21 protein-coding genes and 1 tRNA gene are annotated in these 21,349 nt (G+C 70.0%); 13 read left to right on the top strand and 9 right to left on the bottom strand.

What is annotated here, in order from left to right; all coding sequences use genetic code 11:
• The first annotated feature begins 246 nt into the window (after positions 1-246).
• The 13 genes from ACH4EW_RS29330 (at position 247) to ACH4EW_RS29270 (ending at position 12,331) form a co-directional block, all read left to right on the top strand.
• On the top strand, positions 247-1,050 hold the full coding sequence (locus ACH4EW_RS29330) for an ABC transporter ATP-binding protein (protein ID WP_398262041.1): 804 nt from the start codon (positions 247-249) through the stop codon (positions 1,048-1,050).
• Positions 1,050-3,599: an FtsX-like permease family protein gene (locus ACH4EW_RS29325; protein ID WP_398262039.1), complete on the top strand. Its 2,550-nt coding sequence runs from the start codon at positions 1,050-1,052 to the stop codon at positions 3,597-3,599. The genes ACH4EW_RS29330 and ACH4EW_RS29325 overlap by 1 nt, the downstream gene beginning before the upstream one ends.
• Positions 3,600-3,884: 285 nt before the next feature.
• Positions 3,885-4,643 (top strand): thioesterase II family protein, encoded by a 759-nt coding sequence (locus tag ACH4EW_RS29320; RefSeq protein ID WP_398262037.1) that lies wholly within the window; start codon positions 3,885-3,887, stop codon positions 4,641-4,643.
• A gap of 427 nt (positions 4,644-5,070) precedes the next feature.
• Positions 5,071-5,280: a hypothetical protein gene (locus ACH4EW_RS29315; RefSeq protein ID WP_398262035.1), complete on the top strand. Its 210-nt coding sequence runs from the start codon at positions 5,071-5,073 to the stop codon at positions 5,278-5,280.
• Positions 5,264-5,779, top strand: a complete 516-nt coding sequence (locus ACH4EW_RS29310; protein ID WP_398262033.1) for a DUF6879 family protein — start codon at positions 5,264-5,266, stop codon at positions 5,777-5,779. Before ACH4EW_RS29315 ends, ACH4EW_RS29310 begins: the two co-directional genes overlap by 17 nt.
• A complete protein-coding gene (locus ACH4EW_RS29305) occupies positions 5,776-6,609 on the top strand; it encodes a helix-turn-helix domain-containing protein (RefSeq protein ID WP_398262031.1) in 834 nt (277 codons plus the stop codon). The genes ACH4EW_RS29310 and ACH4EW_RS29305 overlap by 4 nt, the downstream gene beginning before the upstream one ends.
• A 400-nt stretch (positions 6,610-7,009) precedes the next feature.
• Entirely contained in the window at positions 7,010-7,147 is a 138-nt protein-coding gene (locus tag ACH4EW_RS29300; RefSeq protein WP_398262029.1) for a hypothetical protein, read from the top strand.
• A 14-nt stretch (positions 7,148-7,161) separates the two neighbouring features.
• Positions 7,162-8,349 carry a cupin domain-containing protein gene (locus tag ACH4EW_RS29295; protein WP_398262027.1) on the top strand — a complete coding sequence of 396 codons (1,188 nt, stop codon included), beginning with the start codon at positions 7,162-7,164 and terminating at the stop codon, positions 8,347-8,349.
• Between the two features lie 29 nt (positions 8,350-8,378).
• Positions 8,379-9,251, top strand: coding sequence for an aldo/keto reductase (locus tag ACH4EW_RS29290; RefSeq protein WP_398262025.1), 873 nt, complete (start codon positions 8,379-8,381; stop codon positions 9,249-9,251).
• Positions 9,232-10,086 carry a hypothetical protein gene (locus ACH4EW_RS29285; protein WP_398262023.1) on the top strand — a complete coding sequence of 285 codons (855 nt, stop codon included), beginning with the start codon at positions 9,232-9,234 and terminating at the stop codon, positions 10,084-10,086. The genes ACH4EW_RS29290 and ACH4EW_RS29285 overlap by 20 nt, the downstream gene beginning before the upstream one ends.
• Positions 10,087-10,773: 687 nt before the next feature.
• A complete protein-coding gene (locus tag ACH4EW_RS29280) occupies positions 10,774-11,601 on the top strand; it encodes a helix-turn-helix domain-containing protein (protein WP_398262055.1) in 828 nt (275 codons plus the stop codon).
• A complete protein-coding gene (locus ACH4EW_RS29275; RefSeq protein ID WP_398262021.1) occupies positions 11,598-11,804 on the top strand; it encodes a DUF397 domain-containing protein in 207 nt (68 codons plus the stop codon). The genes ACH4EW_RS29280 and ACH4EW_RS29275 overlap by 4 nt, the downstream gene beginning before the upstream one ends.
• A gap of 320 nt (positions 11,805-12,124) precedes the next feature.
• Positions 12,125-12,331: a hypothetical protein gene (locus ACH4EW_RS29270; protein WP_398262019.1), complete on the top strand. Its 207-nt coding sequence runs from the start codon at positions 12,125-12,127 to the stop codon at positions 12,329-12,331.
• A 211-nt stretch (positions 12,332-12,542) separates the two neighbouring features.
• Here ACH4EW_RS29270 and ACH4EW_RS29265 read toward each other — a convergent pair.
• From ACH4EW_RS29265 to ACH4EW_RS29225, 9 genes are all read right to left on the bottom strand, one after another.
• Positions 12,543-12,630 (bottom strand) — tRNA-Leu (locus ACH4EW_RS29265).
• Positions 12,631-12,905: 275 nt separating this feature from the next.
• Entirely contained in the window at positions 12,906-14,057 is a 1,152-nt protein-coding gene (locus ACH4EW_RS29260; RefSeq protein WP_398262017.1) for a sugar phosphate isomerase/epimerase family protein, read from the bottom strand.
• 49 nt (positions 14,058-14,106) lie between these two features.
• Positions 14,107-15,516 (bottom strand): nucleotide pyrophosphatase/phosphodiesterase family protein, encoded by a 1,410-nt coding sequence (locus ACH4EW_RS29255; RefSeq protein ID WP_398262015.1) that lies wholly within the window; start codon positions 15,514-15,516, stop codon positions 14,107-14,109.
• The gene (gene eboE, locus ACH4EW_RS29250; protein WP_398262013.1) at positions 15,513-16,688 is read right to left on the bottom strand and encodes a metabolite traffic protein EboE; all 1,176 of its coding nucleotides are present in this window, start codon (positions 16,686-16,688) and stop codon (positions 15,513-15,515) included. Before eboE ends, ACH4EW_RS29255 begins: the two co-directional genes overlap by 4 nt.
• A 4-nt stretch (positions 16,689-16,692) precedes the next feature.
• Positions 16,693-17,541, bottom strand: coding sequence for a TatD family hydrolase (locus tag ACH4EW_RS29245; protein ID WP_398262012.1), 849 nt, complete (start codon positions 17,539-17,541; stop codon positions 16,693-16,695).
• The gene (locus ACH4EW_RS29240; RefSeq protein ID WP_398262011.1) at positions 17,541-18,206 is read right to left on the bottom strand and encodes an EboA domain-containing protein; all 666 of its coding nucleotides are present in this window, start codon (positions 18,204-18,206) and stop codon (positions 17,541-17,543) included. The genes ACH4EW_RS29245 and ACH4EW_RS29240 overlap by 1 nt, the downstream gene beginning before the upstream one ends.
• 22 nt (positions 18,207-18,228) lie before the next feature.
• Positions 18,229-19,086: a sugar phosphate isomerase/epimerase family protein gene (locus ACH4EW_RS29235; protein WP_398262009.1), complete on the bottom strand. Its 858-nt coding sequence runs from the start codon at positions 19,084-19,086 to the stop codon at positions 18,229-18,231.
• Positions 19,083-20,171 (bottom strand): SCO3242 family prenyltransferase, encoded by a 1,089-nt coding sequence (locus ACH4EW_RS29230; RefSeq protein WP_398262007.1) that lies wholly within the window; start codon positions 20,169-20,171, stop codon positions 19,083-19,085. The genes ACH4EW_RS29235 and ACH4EW_RS29230 overlap by 4 nt, the downstream gene beginning before the upstream one ends.
• Entirely contained in the window at positions 20,168-21,286 is a 1,119-nt protein-coding gene (locus tag ACH4EW_RS29225; protein ID WP_398262005.1) for an inositol-3-phosphate synthase, read from the bottom strand. Before ACH4EW_RS29225 ends, ACH4EW_RS29230 begins: the two co-directional genes overlap by 4 nt.
• Between the last annotated feature and the right edge of the window lie 63 nt (positions 21,287-21,349).

Below are 21,349 nucleotides of genomic sequence, written 5' to 3'. Positions count from 1 at the left end.
CACGCGGCGCGCACGGTTTGTGGTCCCGGGGTGTTCCGGGTGGCCCGACTCATGACCCGGCCCAGTCCCACGTCCTTCTGAAGGATCGCATGTGAACACCGGTGAAGCGGTGGGGATTGGTCCAGGTCAGGGGTAGGAGTTTCTCTACCCCACTTGTGGAAGAAGACCCATCGGCCTACCCCCCTGCCCGTCCATAGCGTTGACAACGTGATCGCGTCCCTCACGCGACAGCTTCAGGGAGTTTGAATGCACACGACCAGCGCTGTAGACGACACAGTACGGCTCGACACCGTTCGCAAGGTGTACGGCCAGGGCGCCAACTCGGTGACCGCGCTCGACGGCGTCAGCCTGAGTTTCCAGCGCGGCAGCTTCACCGCCGTGATGGGTCCTTCGGGTTCGGGCAAGAGCACCTTCCTGCACTGCGCGGCGGGGCTCGACCGGCCGACCTCGGGCACCGTCCTGCTGGACGGCGAGGACCTGAGTGACTACGACGAGACCACGCTGACCAAGATGCGGCGCGAGCGCATCGGCTTCATCTTCCAGGCGTTCAACCTGCTGCCCGCCCTCTCCGTGGTGCAGAACGTCACCCTCCCGCTGAAGCTCGCGGGGCGTCGTCCCGACCGCAAGCGGGTGGCGGAGGTCATCGAGCGGGTGGGGCTCGGCAACCGTACGAACAACCGTCCCGCCGAGCTCTCCGGCGGCCAGCAGCAGCGCGTGGCGATCGCCCGCGCCCTGGTGACCGGGCCCGCGGTGATCTTCGCCGACGAGCCGACCGGCGCGCTCGACACCCGTACCGCCCGCGAGGTGCTGCTGCTGATGCAGGAGTCCGTGCGGGCGCTGCGGCAAACCATCGTGATGGTGACGCACGACCCGGTGGCCGCGTCCTACGCGGACCGGGTGGTGTTCCTCGCCGACGGCCGGTTCGTGGGGGACTTCTACAACCCGACGGCCGAGGCGGTCGCGGAGCGCATGACCCGCCTGGGTGCGTGGGCTGACGAGGTGCCCGGCGCGTACGGCCAGCAGCCCACCGCCGCCGGAGGCATGTACTGATGTTGTCCCTGGCCCTGCGCACGCTACGGTTCCGACTCGGCGGATTCGTGGCCACCTTCATCGCCATGTTCTTCGGCGCGGCCCTCATCATGGCCTGCGGCGGGCTCATGGAGAGCGGCGTCCGCGACGCGGTGCCGGCCCAGCGGTTCGCCGCGGCGCCCATCGTCGTGGCGGGCGATCAGAAGTACGACGGCTCCCAGCTCTCCGAGCGGGTGCGGCTCGACCAGGCGCGGCTGCGCGCGGTCGAGGATGTGCCCGGGGTGGAGCGGGCGGTCGCCGACGCGTCCTTCCCCGTGGCCGTCGTCCGCGACGGCCACCCGGTCACGCACCTGTCCGACAGTGCCACCAGCGACGAGCACCGCCCGCTCGGCCACGGCTGGGACTCCGCCCGGCTCGCCCCCTACACCCTCACCTCCGGGTCGCGGCCCGGCAAGGCGGGTGACGTGGTGCTCGACTCCGGTCTCGCCGAGCTGGCCGGCGCCCACGTGGGCGACCAGGTGCGGATCGTCGCCGCCGGGCGCACCCAGGAGTTCCAACTGACCGGCATCGTCAAGCAGTCCGGTGGACGTACGGCGTCACAGCCCGCGGTGTTCTTCGGCGACGAGCAGGCCGCGGCGTTCAGCGGCGGCGACACCGTGGACGCGATCGGGGTGCTGCCCAAGCCGGGCACGGACGTCACCGAGCTGCGCGACCGGATCGACAAGGCCCTGGACGGCGCCGCCGCCGTGACGCTGACCGGCGACAACCGGGGGCTCGCCGAGTTCCCGCAGGCCGCCGCCGGCCAGGAGAACCTCATCATGCTCTCCGCGATCTTCGGCGGCTGGGCGATCCTGGTAGCCATGTTCGGGGCGTCCTCGACGCTGGGTCTGACCGTGCAGCAGCGGCAGCGTGAGATGGCCCTGCTGAAGGCGATCGGCACCACCCCGTCCCAACTGCGCCGCATGATCCTCGGCGAGACGCTGGTCGTGTCCGTCCTGGCCTCGGTGCTCGGCTGCCTGCCGGGCGCGCTGCTCAGCGACCTCCTCTTCGACAAGCTGGTCGACGCCGGGATCATCTCGGGCGCCGTCGAGTTCCGGCAGAGCCTGGCGCCCGCGGTCGTCGCCGTCGTGGCCTCGCTGCTGGCGGCGGTCGGCGCCGCGTACATCACCGCCCGCAAGGTCGCCGAAACCCGGGCCACCGAGGCCCTGGCGAGCAGCGCCATCGAGGGCCGCTGGCTGACCCGCACCCGGATCGTGCTGTCGGTGCTCTTCCTTGTCGGCGGCGTCGGCATGGCCGTCATGACCGTGACGATGATGAAGGGCGACCTGACGGCCAGCACGGCGGGCCCCGCCTGCATCATGTGGGCCATCGGCCTGGCACTGCTCGCCCCCGGCTTCACCAAGGCGATCGTGTGGCTGCTCCAGGGCCCGCTGCGCGCGCTGACCGGCCTCACCGGGTACATGGCGGTGCTCAACTCCCGCGCCCACACCATCCGGATGGCCTCGACCATCACTCCGATCATCCTGCTGACCGGCGTCGCCAGCGGCACCCTGTACATGCAGCAGATCGAGGACGCCTCCAACCGGGCCGCGCGCAACGGGGTCCTGCGCGCGGACGACGTGGTGACCTCCAGTGCCGGCGGGTTCGCCCCCGGCACGCTCGACCGGGTGCGGCAGGTGCCGGGCGTCGACGCGGCGTCCTCCTACGTGACCAGCACCGGCTTCGTGCAGAGCCCCGAAGACACCGGCCAGACCGGCGACGGCTGGCCACTCCAGGGCATCGACGACGCGGGCAGCCTCACGGTGCACGCCGCCACCGGGTCGCTGTCCGACCTGCGCGGCGACAGCGTCGCGCTGCCCGTCGAACACGCCGAGTCCCTGGGGCGCAAGGTCGGCGACACCGTCACCCTCAGGCTCGGCGACGGCACCCCGGTCAAGGTGAGGGTGGTGGCCACCTACCACCCGAAGGGCGACGCGACGGCGCTGCTGATGCCCGCCCCGCTGCTGGCCCCGCACACCACCGACGGGGTCGCGAAGCAGATCCTGGTGCACCACGCCGCGGGGACCGACCCCGCCAGGGTGACCGCCGCGGTGACCGCGCTCGTCAAGGACCAGCCGGGCGTCGAAGTATCGGACAGCGGCGCGCTGACCGCCGGGCGCACCGGGGGCCAGCAGCAACTGGCCACCATCAACTACCTGGTGGTGGGGCTGATCGTCGGATACACCGCGATCTCCGTGATCAACACTCTGATCGCGGCCACCGGCCGCCGCCGCAGGGAGTTCGGGCTCCAGCAGCTCACCGGCTTCACCAGGAAGCAGGTCATGGCGATGATGAGCGTGGAGAGCGTGCTCACCGCGATCGTCGGGGTGTTCCTCGGCACGGTCGCCGCGACCATCACCTTCTTCCCCTACAGCCTCGCCAAGCTGGACAAGGTGGTCCCGTCCGTACCGCTGTGGATCTACCTCACGGTCGTGGCCTGCGCTGTCGTGATCACCTTCGCGGCGACCCTGCTGCCGACCTGGCGCGCCACCAGGTTCCGCCCGGTGGAGGCGGCGACCGCGGCAGCCTAGTGCCGCGACACCGCAACCCGGTGGCCCATCCCCCGGGGCCACCGGGCAAGCCACCCCCAAGGGCTGGATGTCCTAACCCCCGGCAGGGCATCCGACCGGGTCCCACCGCCTCCCCCGGGCGGTGGGACCCCTTTCTTTTCCGCTTTCCCGCTCCCTATCGGCCCCCCAGGTCGCAAGCCCCCTAGGCACCCCAGCTAGGGGTTGGCCCGGGGCGGGCGCGTTGAGAGGCTTCTCCGGCGGGCGCAATCCCGCTCCGGTACTCCACCCATCCGTAAGGGGCCCCAGGTGACGAGCAGCGTTCAGGAAAAGAGCGCTTGGATCCAGCGCTTCCACCCGTCCGGGGACGCCAGGACCCGGCTCGTCTGCTTTCCTCACGCGGGCGGCGCCGCGACCTACTACCACCCCGTCTCCGCGGCTCTGAAGCCCGGCATCGAGGTGCTGGCCGTCCAGTACCCGGGGCGCCAGGACCGCAGGAAGGAACCCGTGGTGCGCTCCGTCGAGGAGCTGGCGCGGCAGGCCACCGCGGCGATACGCCCCTGGGCGGACCGCCCGCTGGCCTTCTTCGGCCACAGCATGGGCGCCCTGGTCGCCTTCGAGGTGGCGCGGCAGCTCGCGGATGAGGGCGCCCCGCCGCTCTCCGTCATCGTCTCCGGCCGCCGCTCGCCGACCAGCTTCCGCGACGAGAACGTGCACCGGCGCGACGACCAGGGCATCGTGGCCGAGATGGCCAGGCTCGGCGGCAGCGACCCGCGCATGTTCGAGGACCCCGAGATGCGGGCCCTGCTGCTGCCGGTGATCCGCGCCGACTACGAGGCCGTGGAGACGTACCGCTACCGTCCCGGGCCCGCCCTGCCCTGCCCCGTGCTCGCGCTGCTCGGCGAGAGCGACCCGGTGGCGAGCGCAGAGGAGGCCCGCGGCTGGGCCGAGCACACCTCGGGAGGCTTCGAACTGAGGACGTTCTCCGGCGGGCACTTCTACCTCAACGACCACGCGGCGGCCGTGACCGGGGCCGTCCGGGACCACATCGCGTCGCTGACCGGCTGACGCCTGCGCTCCGGCGCGCCGCGCGAACCCGCATCACCATGAGCTACGAACATGCAACGAGGACCGCGACCGTCAGGTCGAGGCCCTCGCCACCGTACGCCCGTCAATAGGCTCCATTTCGGCGGGCGTTTCTCCTGTTCGTTCCTGCTGTTTCAGGCCCTCTCGGGCCCCTGTCGGTCATGCGTTGGTCACCTGACCAACCCTCCTCCGAGGCTTCCGTCCCTGGTCAGGCTTCCCGGACAGCGCGCGGGGCTACGCCCAGTCTGCACAGGCGCGTACGTGACCACGTACTGGGGTGGGCCGAGGCGGTCGGGACCTGTTTATGCAAGGACACGCATAGTCGCGTTCACGCATGGACGCGTAGCGCCACCCCCTCTACTGTCGTTCGGCAGACGCCCCAAACGGGGCCAGAGCAAGGGGGTTTGGCATGTCCGAACGTTCGTCACTCACCCGGCTCACGGGCAATGGCAACGGCGAGTGCGGAGAGAAGGACTGCCCGAACGTGTACCGCACGGCGACCGGATCGTTCGTGGTGCAGGGCGACGTGTCCAACGCCTTCACCCCGCCCGCCGGGGAAGGGCTCGTGGAAATCCCCGAGGCGGTTCTCAGGGAGGCAATTCGTGCACTTGGATGGTGACGCGTGGAACGACTGCTTCGATTCCATGGAGCGTGAGGCGTGGCGGCTGGAGACGCTGCCCGTCTACACCATGCCCCAGGAAGCGGAGAAGCTGAAGCGCTTCCTCGCAGGTGAGAATTCCCCGGACGATTACACGTCCGGCTGGATGGACGAGGTCCGGCAATGGACCTCGGAAGGAAAGAGCGTCGGCAGGGTGCACGTCGTGACCCACCCGCTCTCGGACTACCTTCGGTTCGAGTTCGAGTATTACTACCGGCACCACGTGAAGGCGGGCGAGGATATTCGCATTCTCGATCTCACCGACCGGAATAACCCGGGGCTGCCGGATCAGGATTTCTGGATGTTCGATGAGTCCAAAGTGGTCCTGATGAACTACCGGGGAGACGGGACGCAGATCAACCGGGAACTGCGCGAGGGCGACCCGGAGCCGTACCGGCAATGGAAACGGATTGCCGTTGCCGAATCCGTTCCGTTCCTGGAGTACGTGAGCAGCGGGTGACCTTCGATCCTGAACAGCTTGGGCAGCCAAAACAGGAACTTGCTGCCCTGCTGAAAGAACTACGCAAGCGAGCCGGCCTCAGTGGGGACCGGCTCGCTCGGCGTTGCAACATGTCCCAATCAAAGATCAGCCGGATCGAGAATGGGAAAGCCCAACCGAGCCTGCTGGACCTGGAAAGAATCCTCCGGGCCGTCTTGGCTCCGCCCGAGGTCATCGAGGAGGTCATTGCCCTCGCGAGGCTGGCCAACACCGAATGGCAAGACCTTCGCTCGCTGCGGCGTAGGGGCCTGGAGAAGAAGCAGACTGAGCTTGCGGCGCTTGAATCCTCGTCTACGGAGTTCCGATTCTTCCTGCTCTCGATGATTACAGGGCTGCTGTCCACTCCTGAGTACATCCGGGCCAGTCTTGCCCATTATCCGGCCGATGCCACTAAGACGATCGCGAGGAAGCTGGAGCGGCAGGAGGTTCTTTACGACACGAAGAAGCGGTTTACCTTCATCCTGACTGAGCAGGCCGTCAGGTGGCCGCTCCTGCCCCCGGCTGCGATGGCGATGCAGATTGACCGGCTGGCCTCACTGACCCACCTCACGAACGTGAAGCTCGGCATTATCCCCATCGCGGGATACAAGCCCATGGCTCCGATGGACACCTTCACCGTCTATGACAACACGCTGGCCACTGCGGAGAACACGACCGGTGTCGTGATCCTGAGAGACCCAAGAGACATCGAAATGCATCTGGAACTGTTCTCCACGCTGGAGAGTTATGCGCTGTTCGGGGAAGAGGCGCGAGCCTTGCTGGCGGAGTGGTCTGCCGTTTGCCGTTCATGATCTTTAGTCCATGACGGGAAAGAACTACGCAGCCGCCGTTTTCCGGGTCAATGATTTCCCTCATGGCGGCGACCGAGCGAGACGAAACGAGAAACCCCGACGGCGGACGCATGACTCTGCGCGTGTCGTACGACGGCGGTAGGACGTGCGGCCCGGTGCGCACGGTGAAGGTGAACCCGCGCAATGCGGTGATCTTGGGTGCGCCGACCAAGTACCCGCCGTGCGGGTGCCCCCAGTGCGCGGGGCGCCTGACCACGCCGGGCACGGCGTGATGTCCGGCGGCCTGGCCCTGTTCATGGCCGGAGTCCTTGCGATCCGGTAACCGCCGTGCTCGTCGCTGTGCCCTTTGCTTCCTGCCGGATTCCCGGTGGGATTTCCCGAGAAGAGAGAGGTAAGTCCGATGATGGAAGAGAACACCACTGCGGTTACCCCCGAAGGGGGTGGCCTGCTCGTCGCGAAGCGGAAGATCGTGGCCGCGCGCACGCGTGCCGAGCAGGAGTCCGACGTCAGCAGTGGCCGTTCCGACGGCAACGACTGACGGGAGCGCCCACGGTGCTTGATGCAGCCTCGTGGGCGGGGCGTCTGGGCGGGGACACGTTCCTCGCCCAGACGTACCACCGCTCCTACGCGCACTTCCCCGGAGTCGCCGACGCGGCGGGTCTGTTCTCCTGGGATGACCTGAACCGGATCATCGCCACGCAGCGGCTGGAGCCGCCCCGGCTGCGCCTGTCGGCTGACGGCGAGATGGTCCCGCTGCACCGCTACGCGATCCCGACCACGAACCGCCGCGCGGTCACCTGGTCCCGCATCCAACCGTCCGACCTCCACGCGCAGCTCAGGGACGGGGCGTCGCTGGTCCTCGACGCGGTGGAGAAGATCCACCCCACCGTGGGGGCGGCTACGGAGGGGCTGGAACGCTTCCTCGGGACTTCCGTGCAGGCCAACGTGTACGCCTCGTGGACCGAGCGGGAAGGCTTCGGCCGGCACTGGGACGACCACGACGTGGTGGTGGTCCAACTGCACGGCTCGAAGCGGTGGCGCCTGTGGGGGATGACCCGTGAGGCGCCCACCTTCCGGGACCTGGAGTCGCCGGAGGAGCCAGAAGGCGACCCGGTGACGGACCTCGTTCTGTCCCCAGGTGACGTGCTATACCTGCCGCGCGGCTGGTGGCACGCGGTCACCGCTGACCAGGGGACAGAGTCCCTCCACCTCACGTTCGGGATGGTCCCGCACACGGGCGCTGACCTGATGCTGTGGGTCGTCGATCAACTCCGGGCCTCCCTCGCGCTGCGCAGGGACATTCCTCGCTTCGGGTCGCTGGCGGAACAGTCGGACTTCACCGACTCCGTGCGCCGTGAGGTGGCCGACATGATGGCGGACCCGCGCCTTGTGGAGCGGTGGGCGGAGTCGATCGACACGACGGACCTGGGCCACGCGATTCCGTCCCTGCCGTACGTGGACGGGCTCCCCGCGCGGACGGAGATCACGGTCAAGCTCACCGCTCCGAGGGGTCGCCTCACCGCGAACCGCGAACAGGGCACGGTCACCTTCTCGGCGGCCGGTACCGCGTGGGACTTCGCCGAGTCCGCCGCGCCTGCGCTGGGCACGCTGCTGACCAACCAGCCGACCACGCTGGGCGAGCTGGCGGACTCCGCTGGACTTGAGGTCAAGGAGGTGGCCGAACTGGTCTCCGTCCTCATCGAAGGCCATGCCGTCGCAGTGGTGGGGACGGCGCTGTGACCGCCGCTCTCTCCCTGGGGACATACCGCGTGCGTGCCATCAGTCAGGCGGCACGCACCGCCCTGGCTGCCGGTAGCCCCTGGGTGGACACGGCCCCCAACTATGCCCATGGCCGGGCGCATGAGGAACTGCGCCCAGTTCTCGGGGAGTTCCCGACGGTTCGCGTAGCCACGAAGACGGGGTTCTTCGAGGCGGTACAAGGGCGCAGCGCCCTGGCTGACGGCGTGCTCACCCAAGGCGAGGCGGCCGGTAGGCACAGCCTTGAACGGGGCTTCGTCCGCTGGCAGACGGAGCGCTCGTTGGCCGCACTCGGGCGCGTGGACCTGGTGTTCGTGCACAACCCTGAGCACCACGGGCACGGCCTTGACCGTGCTGCTCTGCACGGGCGTGTGCGGGAAGCCTTCACGGCGCTGGAAGAGTTCGCCCACGCGGGCAGGATCGGCGGGTACGGCGTCGCCACCTGGTCGGGCCTGACCTCCGGGGCGTTCAGCGTGCCCGAGTTGCTCGCGCTCGCCCGGCAGGCAGCTGGTTCCGCCGAGCACCACTGCACGGGCTTGCAGATGCCCGTCAGTCTGATCACGGATGCCCCGATCAGACAGGCCCTGAACGGCGGCGGACCGCTGGTGCAGGCGAAGGACGCTGGGCTGATCACCTTCGGCTCCGCTCCCCTGCATGGCGGCGAACTCCTGGCTGCCATGACACCCGAACTGGTGAACCTCATCCGCCCCGGTCTGTCGGCCGCAGCCGCTGCCGTGCTGGCCGCTGGCTCGTGCCCTGGCCTCGATGTCGTCCTGACTTCCGCGAGCACCCGCGAGCACTGGGACGATGTGGCCAAGGCTCTGGCTGCGCCGCTGACGACCCAGGAACTCAGGAGGATAACGGATGAACTCGCCTCTGAATGAGGAGGTGCAGGCTCTGATGGAGGCCGCCCACGACCGGGCTGCCAAGGCACTGGGCTTCCGGTGCACGGGGTCGCTGGCATGGGGCTTCCTCGGCATCACCCTCGGACGCCGATCGGGGGACCGGTGGCTACGGGTGAGCCGGACGGCGAAGAGGAACGCGGGCAGGAAGGAGGGGGAAGGCATCGTGGGTGCCTCCCTGCTCGTGCCCGAAGGCGTCCCCCGCCCCAGCCTGTACGGGGTGCACGACTGGACTGACGGCGAGTGGGCCTTCGAGGCCGAAGTCCTGGACTACCTCACGCAACCCGTGGTGTCCCCGGGCCGGGCCGACATCGACCACGACCCGGGGCTGCCGGATGGGTGGTGGGCAGACCTTCGCCAAGCCCTCGCCCTGCTCGCTGAAGCGGAGGGTGTGAAGACGACCGTCCGGGGCGGGTGGATCGAACGGGCTTTCCCCCAGTTCCTTGGCGTCCCGGCCCCCGCCAAGGTGGAGCGGGTGACCGGTCACGGTGACCTGCACTGGGGCAACCTCACCGCCGCGCCCCTGTGCTTGCTGGACTGGGAGCGGTGGGGCCTCGTGCCCTTCGGCTATGACGCGGGGCTCCTGCACGCCAACAGCCTGCTCGTTCCCGACGTAGCCGCCCGCATCCGAAAGGAGTTCGCGCCGATTCTCGACACCCCCGCCGGCCGAATCGGAGAACTCGCGGCCCTGGCGGAGATGCTGCAAGCCGTAGCCCGTGGCTGGTACCCCGACCTTGCTCCCCGTCTCCTGGCCCACGCGGAAGCACTTACGGGCGTTCGCCCGCCACTGCCGGCCCACTCCGAGGTCACTGCCTGACGACCGCACTCCGTCACCAGGACCCCGGCATCCCCCTCTGCCGGGTTCCTGGCCTTCGCCTTCTGTGCCCCTCTGCCCCTGTGCGCCTGTCTCGGGCGCTCTCGATAACGCGGGGGACGCCCCCACGCCTTCGCGCTCCCTTCACCGCCCGGTAGACGGTCGCATGTACTGCACCGAGGACCGTGACTTCGATACGGAGGGCTGGGCCCCCTGGGCGGAGGGTGAGCCGCAGGCGGAAGTCGCGGCCCCGTACCCGGCCGTGCCGCACCGCGTTCGCGGCCAGTTCCGCCACGAGGAGCGTTGCTGTCCGGTTGACGTCGGAGTCGTACGGCCAGCCCCAGCGGTGGATTTCCTCGGACGCGAGGCGGCGGGCGAGGCAGGCACCGCGCGGGGTGGCCGAGAGGGGGATCGTGAAGTGGCGGGCGGGAGCGGTGTGTTGCGTGGGCCCGGGGCGGAATCCCGGCGAGTGGGCAGTATCGGGATTCATGTCACTCAGCGTGGTCGGCCACCTCTACGCTGACCAGTAACGACGACGGTACGCAGCGTCACTGTCCGGGTGCTGTCCAGCTCTGTCCGGGCGGCGTGGCGTTACGCGGTGCGCCGACGAGCAGTTGGGTACGGACGGGGCGGACACGGAGGTGCGCGAGCGTGGGTGTGACGGGACAGGGAACGCAGGGCGGCGACGGGATGGAGCCGTACGACGGTGACGACGAGGAGTCGGCGGCCGTACTGCGGACGGTCGGCCGGGTCGTGAAGACATGCCGCGAGCGGAAGGGGCTCACCCAGGCCGAGTTGGGAACGGCCATCGGCTACAGCGAGGAACAAGTCTCCTCGGTGGAGCGGGGGCGGCGGGCGCCGAGCGAGGCGTTTCTGGCCAAGGCCGACGGGGTGTTGGAAGCCGGTGGGCTGATCGCCGGGCTGAAGAAGGAGGCAGAGGAGGCTCGGTATCCGAAGAAGGTTCGGGATCTGGCGAAGTTGGAGGGGAAGGCGGTCGAGATCTGCACCTACGACAACTCCGTCGTCAACGGCCTCTTGCAGACGCCGGAGTATCTGAAGGCCGTGTTCGGGTCACGGCGGCCCGCATTCTCCGAGGAGGAGGTGGAACGGCTCGTTGCTGCGCGGCTGGCACGGCAGCAGATCATCGACGAAAAGGGGATGATCCCGGCCTTCAACTTCGTGCAGGATGAGGCTGCCCTGCGTCGGCCGGTCGGAGGCAAAATGGTGCTGCGCCGACAGCTCGAACGGCTGTTGGAGATCGGGCAAATGCGGAACGTGGAGATCCAGGTACTGCCCATGGATCGCGAGGACAACGCCGGACTCGACGGTCCCTTCCATCTCCTGCGACTGAAGGAGGGCACCACCGTGGGGCACACCGACATCCAGCTGGTTAGCCGCCTGATCTCTGATCGCCGGGAGGTCCAGATCCTTGAACTGCGCTATGGGATCATCCGAGCCCAGGCACTCACACCACGAGAGTCGCTGTCCTACATCGAGAAACTGCTTGGAGAGACATGAGCCTGAAGCCCCCGACCGGTGACGGCACCGAACTGGAGTGGTTCAAGAGCAGCCACAGCAATCCCGACGGAGCTGCCTGCGTCGAGGTCGCTTCCGCCCTGGGCACCGTCCGTGTGCGGGACTCGAAGGACAGGCAGAGCCCCCAGCTCGCCTTCGCGCCCCGGCAGTGGGCCGCCTTCGTCTCGTACGCCGCCGATCACTGACGCACGATCATGCGACGCCCCGGGTCCGGTTCCCCACCGGACGCGGGGCGTCGGGGAGACCGCGCCGATCGAGGCCGATGGCGACAAGCCGCTCGACCCCAAGAGCATCCGCCACATCCACAGCATCCTGTCGGCGGCGCTGGATTCGGTGACCGGACCGAGGAAGCTCCTCGCGGTCAACCCGGCCCACACGGCGAACCCGCCGACCGAGCGGCAGATCAAGGCGGCTGAGCCGGACTTCCCGACCCTCAACGACCACGAGACGGCGCACTTCCTCCGAACGCCAGGACGCGGAGCGGGAACACCTCGGGGATCTCTGGGTGGACCACGACCTCGTGTTCGCCCGAGACGGCTTCAAGCTGTACCGGGGGGAGGCTGGCGGATCGCAGGACCCCGAGAAGGTATCGGCTCGCCGGCGGACGGCATGCAACCGTCTGCATCTGCCGGAGAACTTCCGGCTGCACGACTGGCGGGCGTCGAAGATCACGAACGATCTGGACGCCCACGAGAACCCGGTAGAGGTCTAGCCGAACGCCCCGCACAACTCGCCGGGCTACACCATGGCGCGGTACGGCAGGCGTCGCGCCGAGGCAGCGAAGAAGCCGGCCGCTTCCAGTGCCAGCCGTCTCGGCCTGTCATCCCTGGTCCGACCAGGAAGTTCGCTCGACTGTTGGTCACGTGGTTGGTCACGCCATAGCCGGAGAAACAGAAAAACCCCAGATCAACTGGGGTCTCTGCTGGTGTCCGAGGGGGGACTTGAACCCCCACGCCCGATAAAGGGCACTAGCACCTCAAGCTAGCGCGTCTGCCATTCCGCCACCCGGACCAGGTGGTCGGCCCCGGTTTCCCGCGGCGACATGGAAAACAATACCAGGGGTTCGGGGTGCCTCTCACCTGCGTTTCCTGTGGTCAGTGCGGTGCTCCGGACGGGCTCGCTGCAAACCGGCGCGCTTGCCCCGCCCTACGTACACTCTGTCGTCGAATGCGTACGCTTGGTAAATCCGTGCCTGATGTCACCAGGCGCACGTTTGCGTTTGTGCTGTTCCTGGTCGCCAGGATTTCGGGGTGAGACACGGACCGCCCGTCCGGTGCCGCCGATGCCTACTTGCGCAGCGCCGCCAAGTTGTCGTAGCCGGTCCGAGCATGGTTCAGGGACTGCGCAGGGACGGTCGAGCTCGGTGCGTTGTCCTGCTCGACCATCGGGTTGTGGTAGTTCTTCGCCCCGACGCGGCGGAAGAACGTCCGGTAGTCGATGTCCCCGGTACCGAAGGGGACCATGTCGTAGCCGTTGCCGCTGGTTGTGTTGGCGATGCCGTCCTTGGCGTGGAACAGCGGGTAGCGCTTGGTGTGGGAGCGGACCAGTGCCGCCGGGTCGAAGATGTTCTCCTGCTGCGATCCGTCGTGCGCGGTGTAGGTGTGGAACTTGTACTGAGCGACGTGCGCCCAGAAGATGTCCATCTCCAGCCATACGGACTTCGGGTCGGTGACCTGAAGGAAGTACTCGAGCTTGCGGATGCCTGAGCTGCGGGTGGGGCGGCCCTGTGCGTCCAGCGGGCCGCCGTCGAGCAGGAAGCCGTAGGCCGCGTCGTGGTTGTGGGTGTACAGCTTGATGCCCGCATCCTGAGCGATCCGTCCCAGCGTGTTCCACTTGTCGGCGGCCACGTCCCAGTCGGCACGGTAGGCGCTGCCGGTGGGGTCCCCACCGGTGCCCATGTGTTCCATGCCGAGGATGTTCGCCATCTCGAGGTGGCGCTTGAACTGGTCCAGGTCTCTCTGGCTCAGCGGCCAGGACGACGGGATGAAGCCATGGTTGCCCTGGGCCCGCAGACCGTAGTCGTCCAGCCACGAGCGCAGCAGCTTCGCGCCTTCCACCGATTCGAGGTTGCTTCCGCCGGGTGCGTTGGGGTGCTGGCCGTACCCGGCGAACTCGACCTGCTGGTAGCCGTAGCGGGCCAATTCCCTGAAGACCTCACGGAAGCCCGAGGGAAGGTCGGTGCCGAGCGGATCCCGTCCCGTGGCATCGCGCACGGTGTAGAGGATGATTCCTCGTTTCGCCGCCGGGACCAGAGCCCGGCCGAGGCCCCGCCCCTTGCCGGATGCGGCCCGGGCGAGGGCCGGCGACGCGCCGAAGGCGGGCGCGGCGATCGCCGCTGCCGCAGCGGCCGTGCAGGTGCTCAGAAAGTGGCGGCGGCTGACGCCGAGGCTGCGGCGCAGGGCGCCGTCCGTTCCGGACTGGTCGTTGTACGCGGTCACGGTCTCTCTCTTTCTCGAAGATGCCCGAAACGCTGTGCACGGACCGGTCTCATGCGAGGCCGGCGAGCGTGAGGAGCAAGGACTTCACTTCGGTGGCCCGGACGGGTCCGGTGAACGCGTGGGGGGTGGAGCACAGGATGAGCGGACCTTCTTCGTCACTCGTGGGAAGGCGGCCGTGGCTGCCGCGAACAGGTGCCGGATCCAGCGGTACGACCGCCATGCGGTAGCGCATGCCGAGTTTCTTGCGGGCGACGGCCGCGGCGGCCTTGACCCGGACGTACGGGTCCTGGGGGTCCAGGAAGAGTTCGACGGGGTCGTAGCCGGGTTTGCGGTGGATCTCGACGAGCTGCGCGAAGTCGGGCGCGCGGGTGTCGTCGAGCCAGTAGTAGTACGTGAACCACGCATCCGGGTCCGCGACGGCGACCAGCTCGCCGGAGCGTGGGTGGTCCAGGCCGTGTGCCTTCTTGCCCTCGTCGTCGAGGAGCTGATCGATGCCCTGGAGGTCCTGGAGGGCCTCGCGGGTTGCTTCGAGGTCTTCGGGGCGGCGTACGTAGATGTGGGCGAGCTGGTGGTCGGCGACGGCGAAGGCGCGGGAGGCCATCGGGTCGAGGTATTCCATGCCGTCCTGGGTGTGGACCTCCAGGAGGCCGGCGCGGCGCAGGGCCCGGTTGATGTCGATGGGCCGGTCGACGCGGGTGATGCCGTATTCGGAGAGGGCGACGACGGTGCGGCCTTCGCGGCGGGCGTCGTCCAGGAGGGGTGCCACGGCCCGGTCGAGATCGGCTGCGGCCCGGTACGAGCGGGGGTCGTCGGGGCCGTAGCGCTGCAGGTCGTAGTCGAGATGCGGGAGGTAGCACAGGGCCAGGTCGGGGTGGCGGGTGTCGAGGATGTGCCGGGTCGCGTCGATGATCCACTGGGAGGAGACGAGGTCGGCGCCGGGGCCCCAGAAGTGGAAGAGGGGGAATGTGCCGAGTTTCTCGGTGAGTTCGTCGTGCAGGGCGGGCGGCCGGGTGTAGCAGTCGGGTTCCTTGCGGCCGTCGGCGTAGTAGACGGGGCGCGGGGTGACGGTGATGTCGGTGTCGGCGCCCATCGCGTACCACCAGCAGATGTTGGCGACGGTGTAGCCGGGGTGGGCGCGGCGGGCGGCGTCCCAGAGTTTGTCCCCGGCGACCAGTCCGTTGTGCTGGCGCCAGAGCAGGACGTCGCCGAGTTCGCGGAAGTACCAGCCGTTGGCGACGATGCCGTGTTCGGCGGGGGTGGTGCCGGTGAGGAAGGTGGACTGGGCCGCGCAGGTGACGGCGGGGAGAACGGTACCGAGAGGGGCGTGGGTGCCGGACTGCCCCAGGGCCTTGAGGTGCGGCATGTGGTCGAGGAGCTGTGGGGTGAGGCCGACGACATCGAGAACGAGGAGCGGGGTGGGCGTGGTGGGCTGCGTGGTGGTCGGCTCGGCTGCGGTCATGGGAGCTCCTTGAGGCCGAGGTCGACCAGGAGGTCGCGGGCGAGGGTGAGTTCGGCGGCGATGCCGTCGGCGAGCTGGGTGCGGGTGCGGGGGCGCAGTGCGGCGGGGAGCGCCTGCCAGGTGTATGTCTCGACCTCCAGGTGCCTGGTGAGGGGTCGTGCGCCGCCGACCAGTCGGGCCAGCGTGGACCGGAGCACGGGAAGGGTGGAGGTGAGCGGTGGTGCGGGAGGTGCGTGCAGGGGGACGTGGAAGTGGGCGCGCCATGGGGCGCCGTCGGGCAGGGCCCCGCCGGTGACCGCCTCGTCGAGGTCGTCGGTGCCGCGCAGCCCGGCGGCGGTGCCGGTGCGGGTCTGGTGGAGGAAGCGGGGCTCGGCGAAGGCGGCGAGTGCGGTGCGTACCTCGGGGAGGTGGGGGTGTTCGGCGTGCAGTGCGGCGGAGAGCTGGGCCTTGGCGACCGGGATGCCCGCTGTGCCGAGTGCGTCGACGGCGCTGTCGGGGTCCTCGAAGGAGGTGGCCAGGTGGCAGGTGTCGATGCAGATGCCGATGCGCGGGTGTCCGACGGCGGTGAGCGGTGCGATGGCGTCGGCGGTGGTCTCGACCGTGCAGCCCGGCTCGGGTTCGAGGCCGATACGGATGGACTTGCCGGTGAGTTCGGCCAGCGCGTCGAGGCGCTGCGCGAGGGTGGTGAGCGCGGTGTGTGCGAGACCGGCCGCCTCGGCGTCGGAGTCGAACGGGGTGCGCCAGGCGATCGGGAGGGTGGAGATGGTCCCTTCGGTGACGTCGTCGGGGAGCAGACCGGCCAGGAGCCGGGCAAGGTCGGTGGTGTGGGCGAGCCGCTCGGGGTCCGTCCAGTCCGGCTTGTACACCCGGTACTTGACCTCGTCGGCGCCGAATCCCTCGTACGGAAAGCCGTTGAGGGTGACGACTTCCAGGCCGCGGCGGTCCAGTTCGGCGCGCAGGGAGCGCAGCCGGGACGGGTCGTCGATCAGGCTGCGGGCCGCGTCCCTGGCGAGCCAGAGGCCGATGCCGAGTCTGTCCCGGCCGAGGCGTTTGCGGACCGGTTCGCAGTGGTCGCGCAGTTGGGTGCGGACCCCGTCGAGCGTCTCTGCGGGGTGGACGTTGGTGCAGTACGAGAGGTGGACGGTGGAGCCGTCGGGGTGGCGGAAGCGCATCGCCTCACTCCCCGCCGCGCAGGATGGAGTTGCCCTCGTGAAGTGGTTCCGGCGCGGCGATGTCGAGCTGGAGCCGTCCGCTCTGCCCGAAGAAGGCGACGGGGTTGCGCCAGAGCACCTGGTCGACATCGTCCTCGTCGAACCCGGCGGCGAGCATCGCGTCGCCCACCTTGCGGGTCTTGAGGGGGTCGCTCCTGCCCCAGTCGGCGGCCGAGTTGACCAGGATCTTCTCGGTGCCGTGGGTCCTGAGGACCTCGATCATGCGGTCTTCGTCCATCTTGGTGTCGGGGTAGACGGAGAAGCCGGCCCAGCAGCCGCTGTCGATGGCGTCCTTCACGGTCGTCTCGTTGAGGTGATCGAGCAGGACCCGCTCCGGCGGGAGGTGGGATTCGCGGATGACGTCGAGGGTGCGGTGCAGACCGGCGAGCTTGTCGCGGTGCGGGGTGTGCACGAGGGCGGGCAGGCCGTGGTCGGCGGCGAGCTGGAGCTGTGCGGCCAGGGCGGTGTCCTCGGCCGGGGTCATGGAGTCGTAGCCGATCTCGCCGACGGCGACGACGGAGTCCTTGACGAGATAGCGGGGCAGGGCGTCCAGGACGGGGGTGCAGCGGGGGTCGTTCGCCTCTTTGGGGTTGAGGGCGAGCGTGCAGTGGTGGGCGATGCCGTACTGGGCGGCGCGGAAGGGTTCCCAGCCGAGCAGGGCGTCGAAGTAGTCGAAGAAGCTGGCGGGTGAGGTGCGGGGCTGGCCGAGCCAGAAGGAGGGTTCCACGAGGGCGCGGACACCCGCGTCGTACATCGCCTGATAGTCGTCCGTGGTGCGGGAGCTCATATGGATGTGGGGGTCGAAGATGCGCATCAGGACTCCTCCGTGGGGGCGGCAGGGCCGGGGGTGGTGAGGTCGAGCACGCGGGTGAGACCGGCGGGGACGCTGCGGCCCGCGGCGAGGCGTTCGGCCGCGAAGTCACCGAGCATGCGGGCGAGTTCCGCGTCGCCGCGCGAGCGCTGTGCCAGTTGGTCGACGGCATCCACGGGGACACCGGTGAACAGGCATTTGAGAATGGCGTGGCGCCAGTTGTGCGCGTCGAGATGGGCGGCGGCGTACGGGCCGACGGCCGCGGCGACCAGCCGGGTGTCATTGGTGCGCAGGGCGTCCTCGACGAGCGGAAGGGCGGTGGGGCCGAGGTCCAGCCGGTGCAGGGTGAGCAGGACGGCGCGTCGTTCGGCTGCGGTGCCCTGTTCGTAGAGCCTGGTCAGGGCGGGCAGTGCGGCGCGGGCTTCGATGAGCAGCAGGGCGCGTACGGAGTCGGCGTGTTGGAGTCCGCAGCAGCGGCCGGCCGCGGCGTACCGCAGTTCCCACGGCGGTACGGCGTACGGGCCGCCGGGCTGTTCGATGTCCTCGTGGGAGGCGGCGTGTTCGGCCTCGGCGAGGGCCTCGTCGAGCCAGGCGCGCGCGGCGCCGCCGAGTTGTGCGTCGAGTTCCTTGCGGGTCAGCAGCGGGGTGGTCGTCGCGGTCTCAGGCATGGCGTTGCTCCCTTCGGCGGTTTCAGCGGCTCGACGGACTGTGCTTGCGGAGGAACTCGACGCAGGTGCGGGCGAGTTCGGGGCCGGCGTGGGAGTGACGGGGCAGTTCGACGACGGTGAGGCCGCGGTAGCCGGTGGCCGGGAGGGCGTCGAGCGCTTCGAGTACGGGCGGGAAGTCGATCTCGCCTTCACCGAACGGGAGGTGTTCGTGGACGCCGCGGCGCATGTCCTCGATCTGGACGTGCCGCAGCCAGGGCGCGGCGGCGCGGACGCAGTCGGCGGGCGGGGCGGGCTCCAGGCATTGGCAGTGGCCGATGTCCAGGGTGAGTCCGAGCGGTGGTGGATCGCCGCTGAGGACGCGGAGGTGGTGGAAGTCGGCGAGGGTGGCGAGGAGGTGTCCGGGCTCGGGCTCGATCGCCAGGGGGATGCCGGAGCGGTCGGCGGCGTCCAGGACGGGGGCGAGGGAGTCGGTGAGCCGCTGCCATGCGGTGTCGGGGGTGGTGTCCGGTGGGGTGATGCCGCTGAAGCAGTGCACGGCGTGGGCGCCGAGGTCGGCGGCGATGCCGACGGCCCGGACGAGCAGCCGGGTGCGGGCCGCACGGGCCTCGGGGTCCGGGTCGAGGAGGGACGGACCGTGCTTGCGGCGGGGGTCGAGGATGTAGCGGGCGCCGGTTTCCACGGTGACGCCGAGGCCCAGTTCCTGGAGCCTTGACGCCACGTGGCGGGTGCGCGCGGCGATGTCGGGGGCGAGGGGGTCGAAGTGCATGTGGTCGAGGGTCAGGCCGACGCCGTCGTACCCGAGATCGGCGAGGAGTGCGAGGGCGTCGTCCAGGCGGAGGTCGGTGAGCCCGTTGGTGCCGTAGCCGAGGCGGATCGTCATGTGGGGCTCACCTTCCGGGCCAGGGTGCGGGCGAGGGGTACGAGTCCCATGACGGCGAGCCCCGTACCTGCTGCTCCCGCGCGGGCGGCGAGGGCGGCCTGGAGCGGGATCATCGCCCGGATGCCGCCGCCGACGGCGCGCTGGGTGAGCGGCGGGGACGGGTTGAGGGCGGCGTGGAGGAGGGGCCTCGCGGCGGTACGGAAGTAGGAGCCGGTGAGCGCGGTGAGCAGGAGGCGGGGGGCGGTGAAGGCGGGGGGCGCCGATGGCCGGTACGACCCGTGCGGCTCCCGCTTCCTGCCGCGTCCCGCATCCGGGGTCGCGTCCCCCGGTCCGCGCTGCTCGCGCAGCGCCGCGGCGCCCAGTGCGGCAGTGGCGGCGAGCGCGGCGAGGGGTGTCGTGGTGGATCCGCCCTGGGTCTCGTGCCGTGAGACGGCGGTGACGGCATAGGTGTGCGCCCCGAGCAGGCCGGCGGCCGGGAGGGCACCGGCCGGGAGGGCGCCGCGAACGAAGCCACGCGGAGCCGAAGCCGCGGCCGAGCGCGTGCGCGCCCCCGGGCCCGACCCCGCACCCGCACCTGCCCCCGATCCCGACCCCATGCGCGGTCCCGAGCCCGACCCCGATCCCGTCGTCCTCTTCACCGCACCTGTGGCGGTGGCCCCGAGCAGCAGATCCAGCCCTCGTGCCGCCGCCATCGCCGCCGGACCCGCCGGGGTGTGCTTGAGGCGGAGGTCGTACGCCCAGACCGTCGTCGCCAGCCCCATGGCGACCGCGAGGGCCGGGCGGCCGGCCCGTGCGGCGAGGCCCAGGCCCGCGGCCGTCAGCGCGCCTGCCGCCGCGAGGGCCGCGCCGGGAGCGATGCGGCCCGAGGGGATCGGCCGGTGCGGGCGGTCGACGGCGTCCTCGTCGCGGTCGGCCCAGTCGTTGAGCGCCATCCCCGCCTCGTACAGACAGAGCGACGCGCCCATGGCGAGCGCGGTGCCCCGGTCGGGGCGCCGGCCCGTCGCGGCCGCCCCGGCGAGTGCGTCGCCGGGGACGGTGAACAACGCCGACACCCGCAGCAGCTCCGCCCAGGCCCGTACCGTCACTTCTCCCCCCGCAGCGTTTCGGCGAAGGCGAGCAGCGCCATGTACTGCTCGAAGAGTGCGGCAGGGCCGCCGTCCGGGTCCTTGAAGTAGAACCCGAGCTGGGGCAAGGGGCCGGTCAGCCCCTTCTCGTGGGCGCGGGCCACCAGTCTGGCCAGGTCCAGAACCAGGGGCGCGGCCAGTGCGGAGTCGCACCCCTGCCAGGTCGTCTGGAGCACCATGCGTGCCCCGAGGAACCCGTCGAACGCGATGTGGTCCCAGGCCGTCTTCCAGTCGCCGAGGGCCGGTACGTCGTCGATGTGGACCTCGCCTTCGGGCGCGGTTCCCAGTGTGTCGGCGAGGACGCGTTCCTTGCCCGCGTTCTTGGCCGCGGCCGCGCCCGGGTCGGCCAGCGCCGCTCCGTCCCCGCCGCCCAGCAGGTTGGTGCCCGACCAGGCCCGTACGGGCAGGGCGCGTTGCACGAACATCGGGGCGAGCACGGAGCGGAGCAGCGTCTGGCCGGTCTTGCCGTCGCGGCCCGCGTGAGGAAGTCCGCAGCCTGCGACGGCGTCCTGAAGGGCGGGGGTGCGCAGCCCGGTCGAAGGGGTGAAGTTGATGTACGGGCAGCCGGCCCGGAGCGCTGCCGCGGCATAGAGCGAGCTGGCGGGCAGCCGCCGCTCACCGGGGGCCGGGACCGGTTCCGTGGAGGCGACGTTGACCACGACCGTCCTGGCCAGGTCGTTGCGGTGTCCGAAGTCCGCGAGGTCGGCGGCGAAGGCGGTGATGAGTTCTTCGTCGCTGCGGGTGTCGCCGGGCAGTGGCCCGCCGGGCCGTATCTCCGCGTCGGCGGCGGCGAGTTCGGAGCGTACCGCCGAGGGCAGGCCGTGCGGCAGCACTCCCCCGTCGGCCAGTGTCTCGGCCCGTTTGGGCAGCGGACAGCCGACCGTGTCATGTCCGCCGAAGACCAGTGAGGTGAGGCCGGGCAGCCCGCTGTCGGCGAAGGGCGGTGTCTCGGTGACCAGGCCTGCCGCCGGGTGGAGCCCCGCCGCGACCGCCGCGCACCCCGCCGTGGCGGTGGTGGCGACGGAGCCGCGTGCTCCGATGAACCAGACTCCGGTACGAACAACGGGCGCTGACACGGGCTGCCTCCCTGGCTGGGGTCCTGGCTGGGCAGAGCAAGTGGCGCTGTGCGACGAGGGGGA

It is taken from the genome of Streptomyces sp. NPDC018000 (assembly GCF_044328025.1).
Classification (GTDB): domain Bacteria; phylum Actinomycetota; class Actinomycetes; order Streptomycetales; family Streptomycetaceae; genus Streptomyces.
This window is presented reverse-complemented; position numbering and strand designations above follow the sequence as displayed.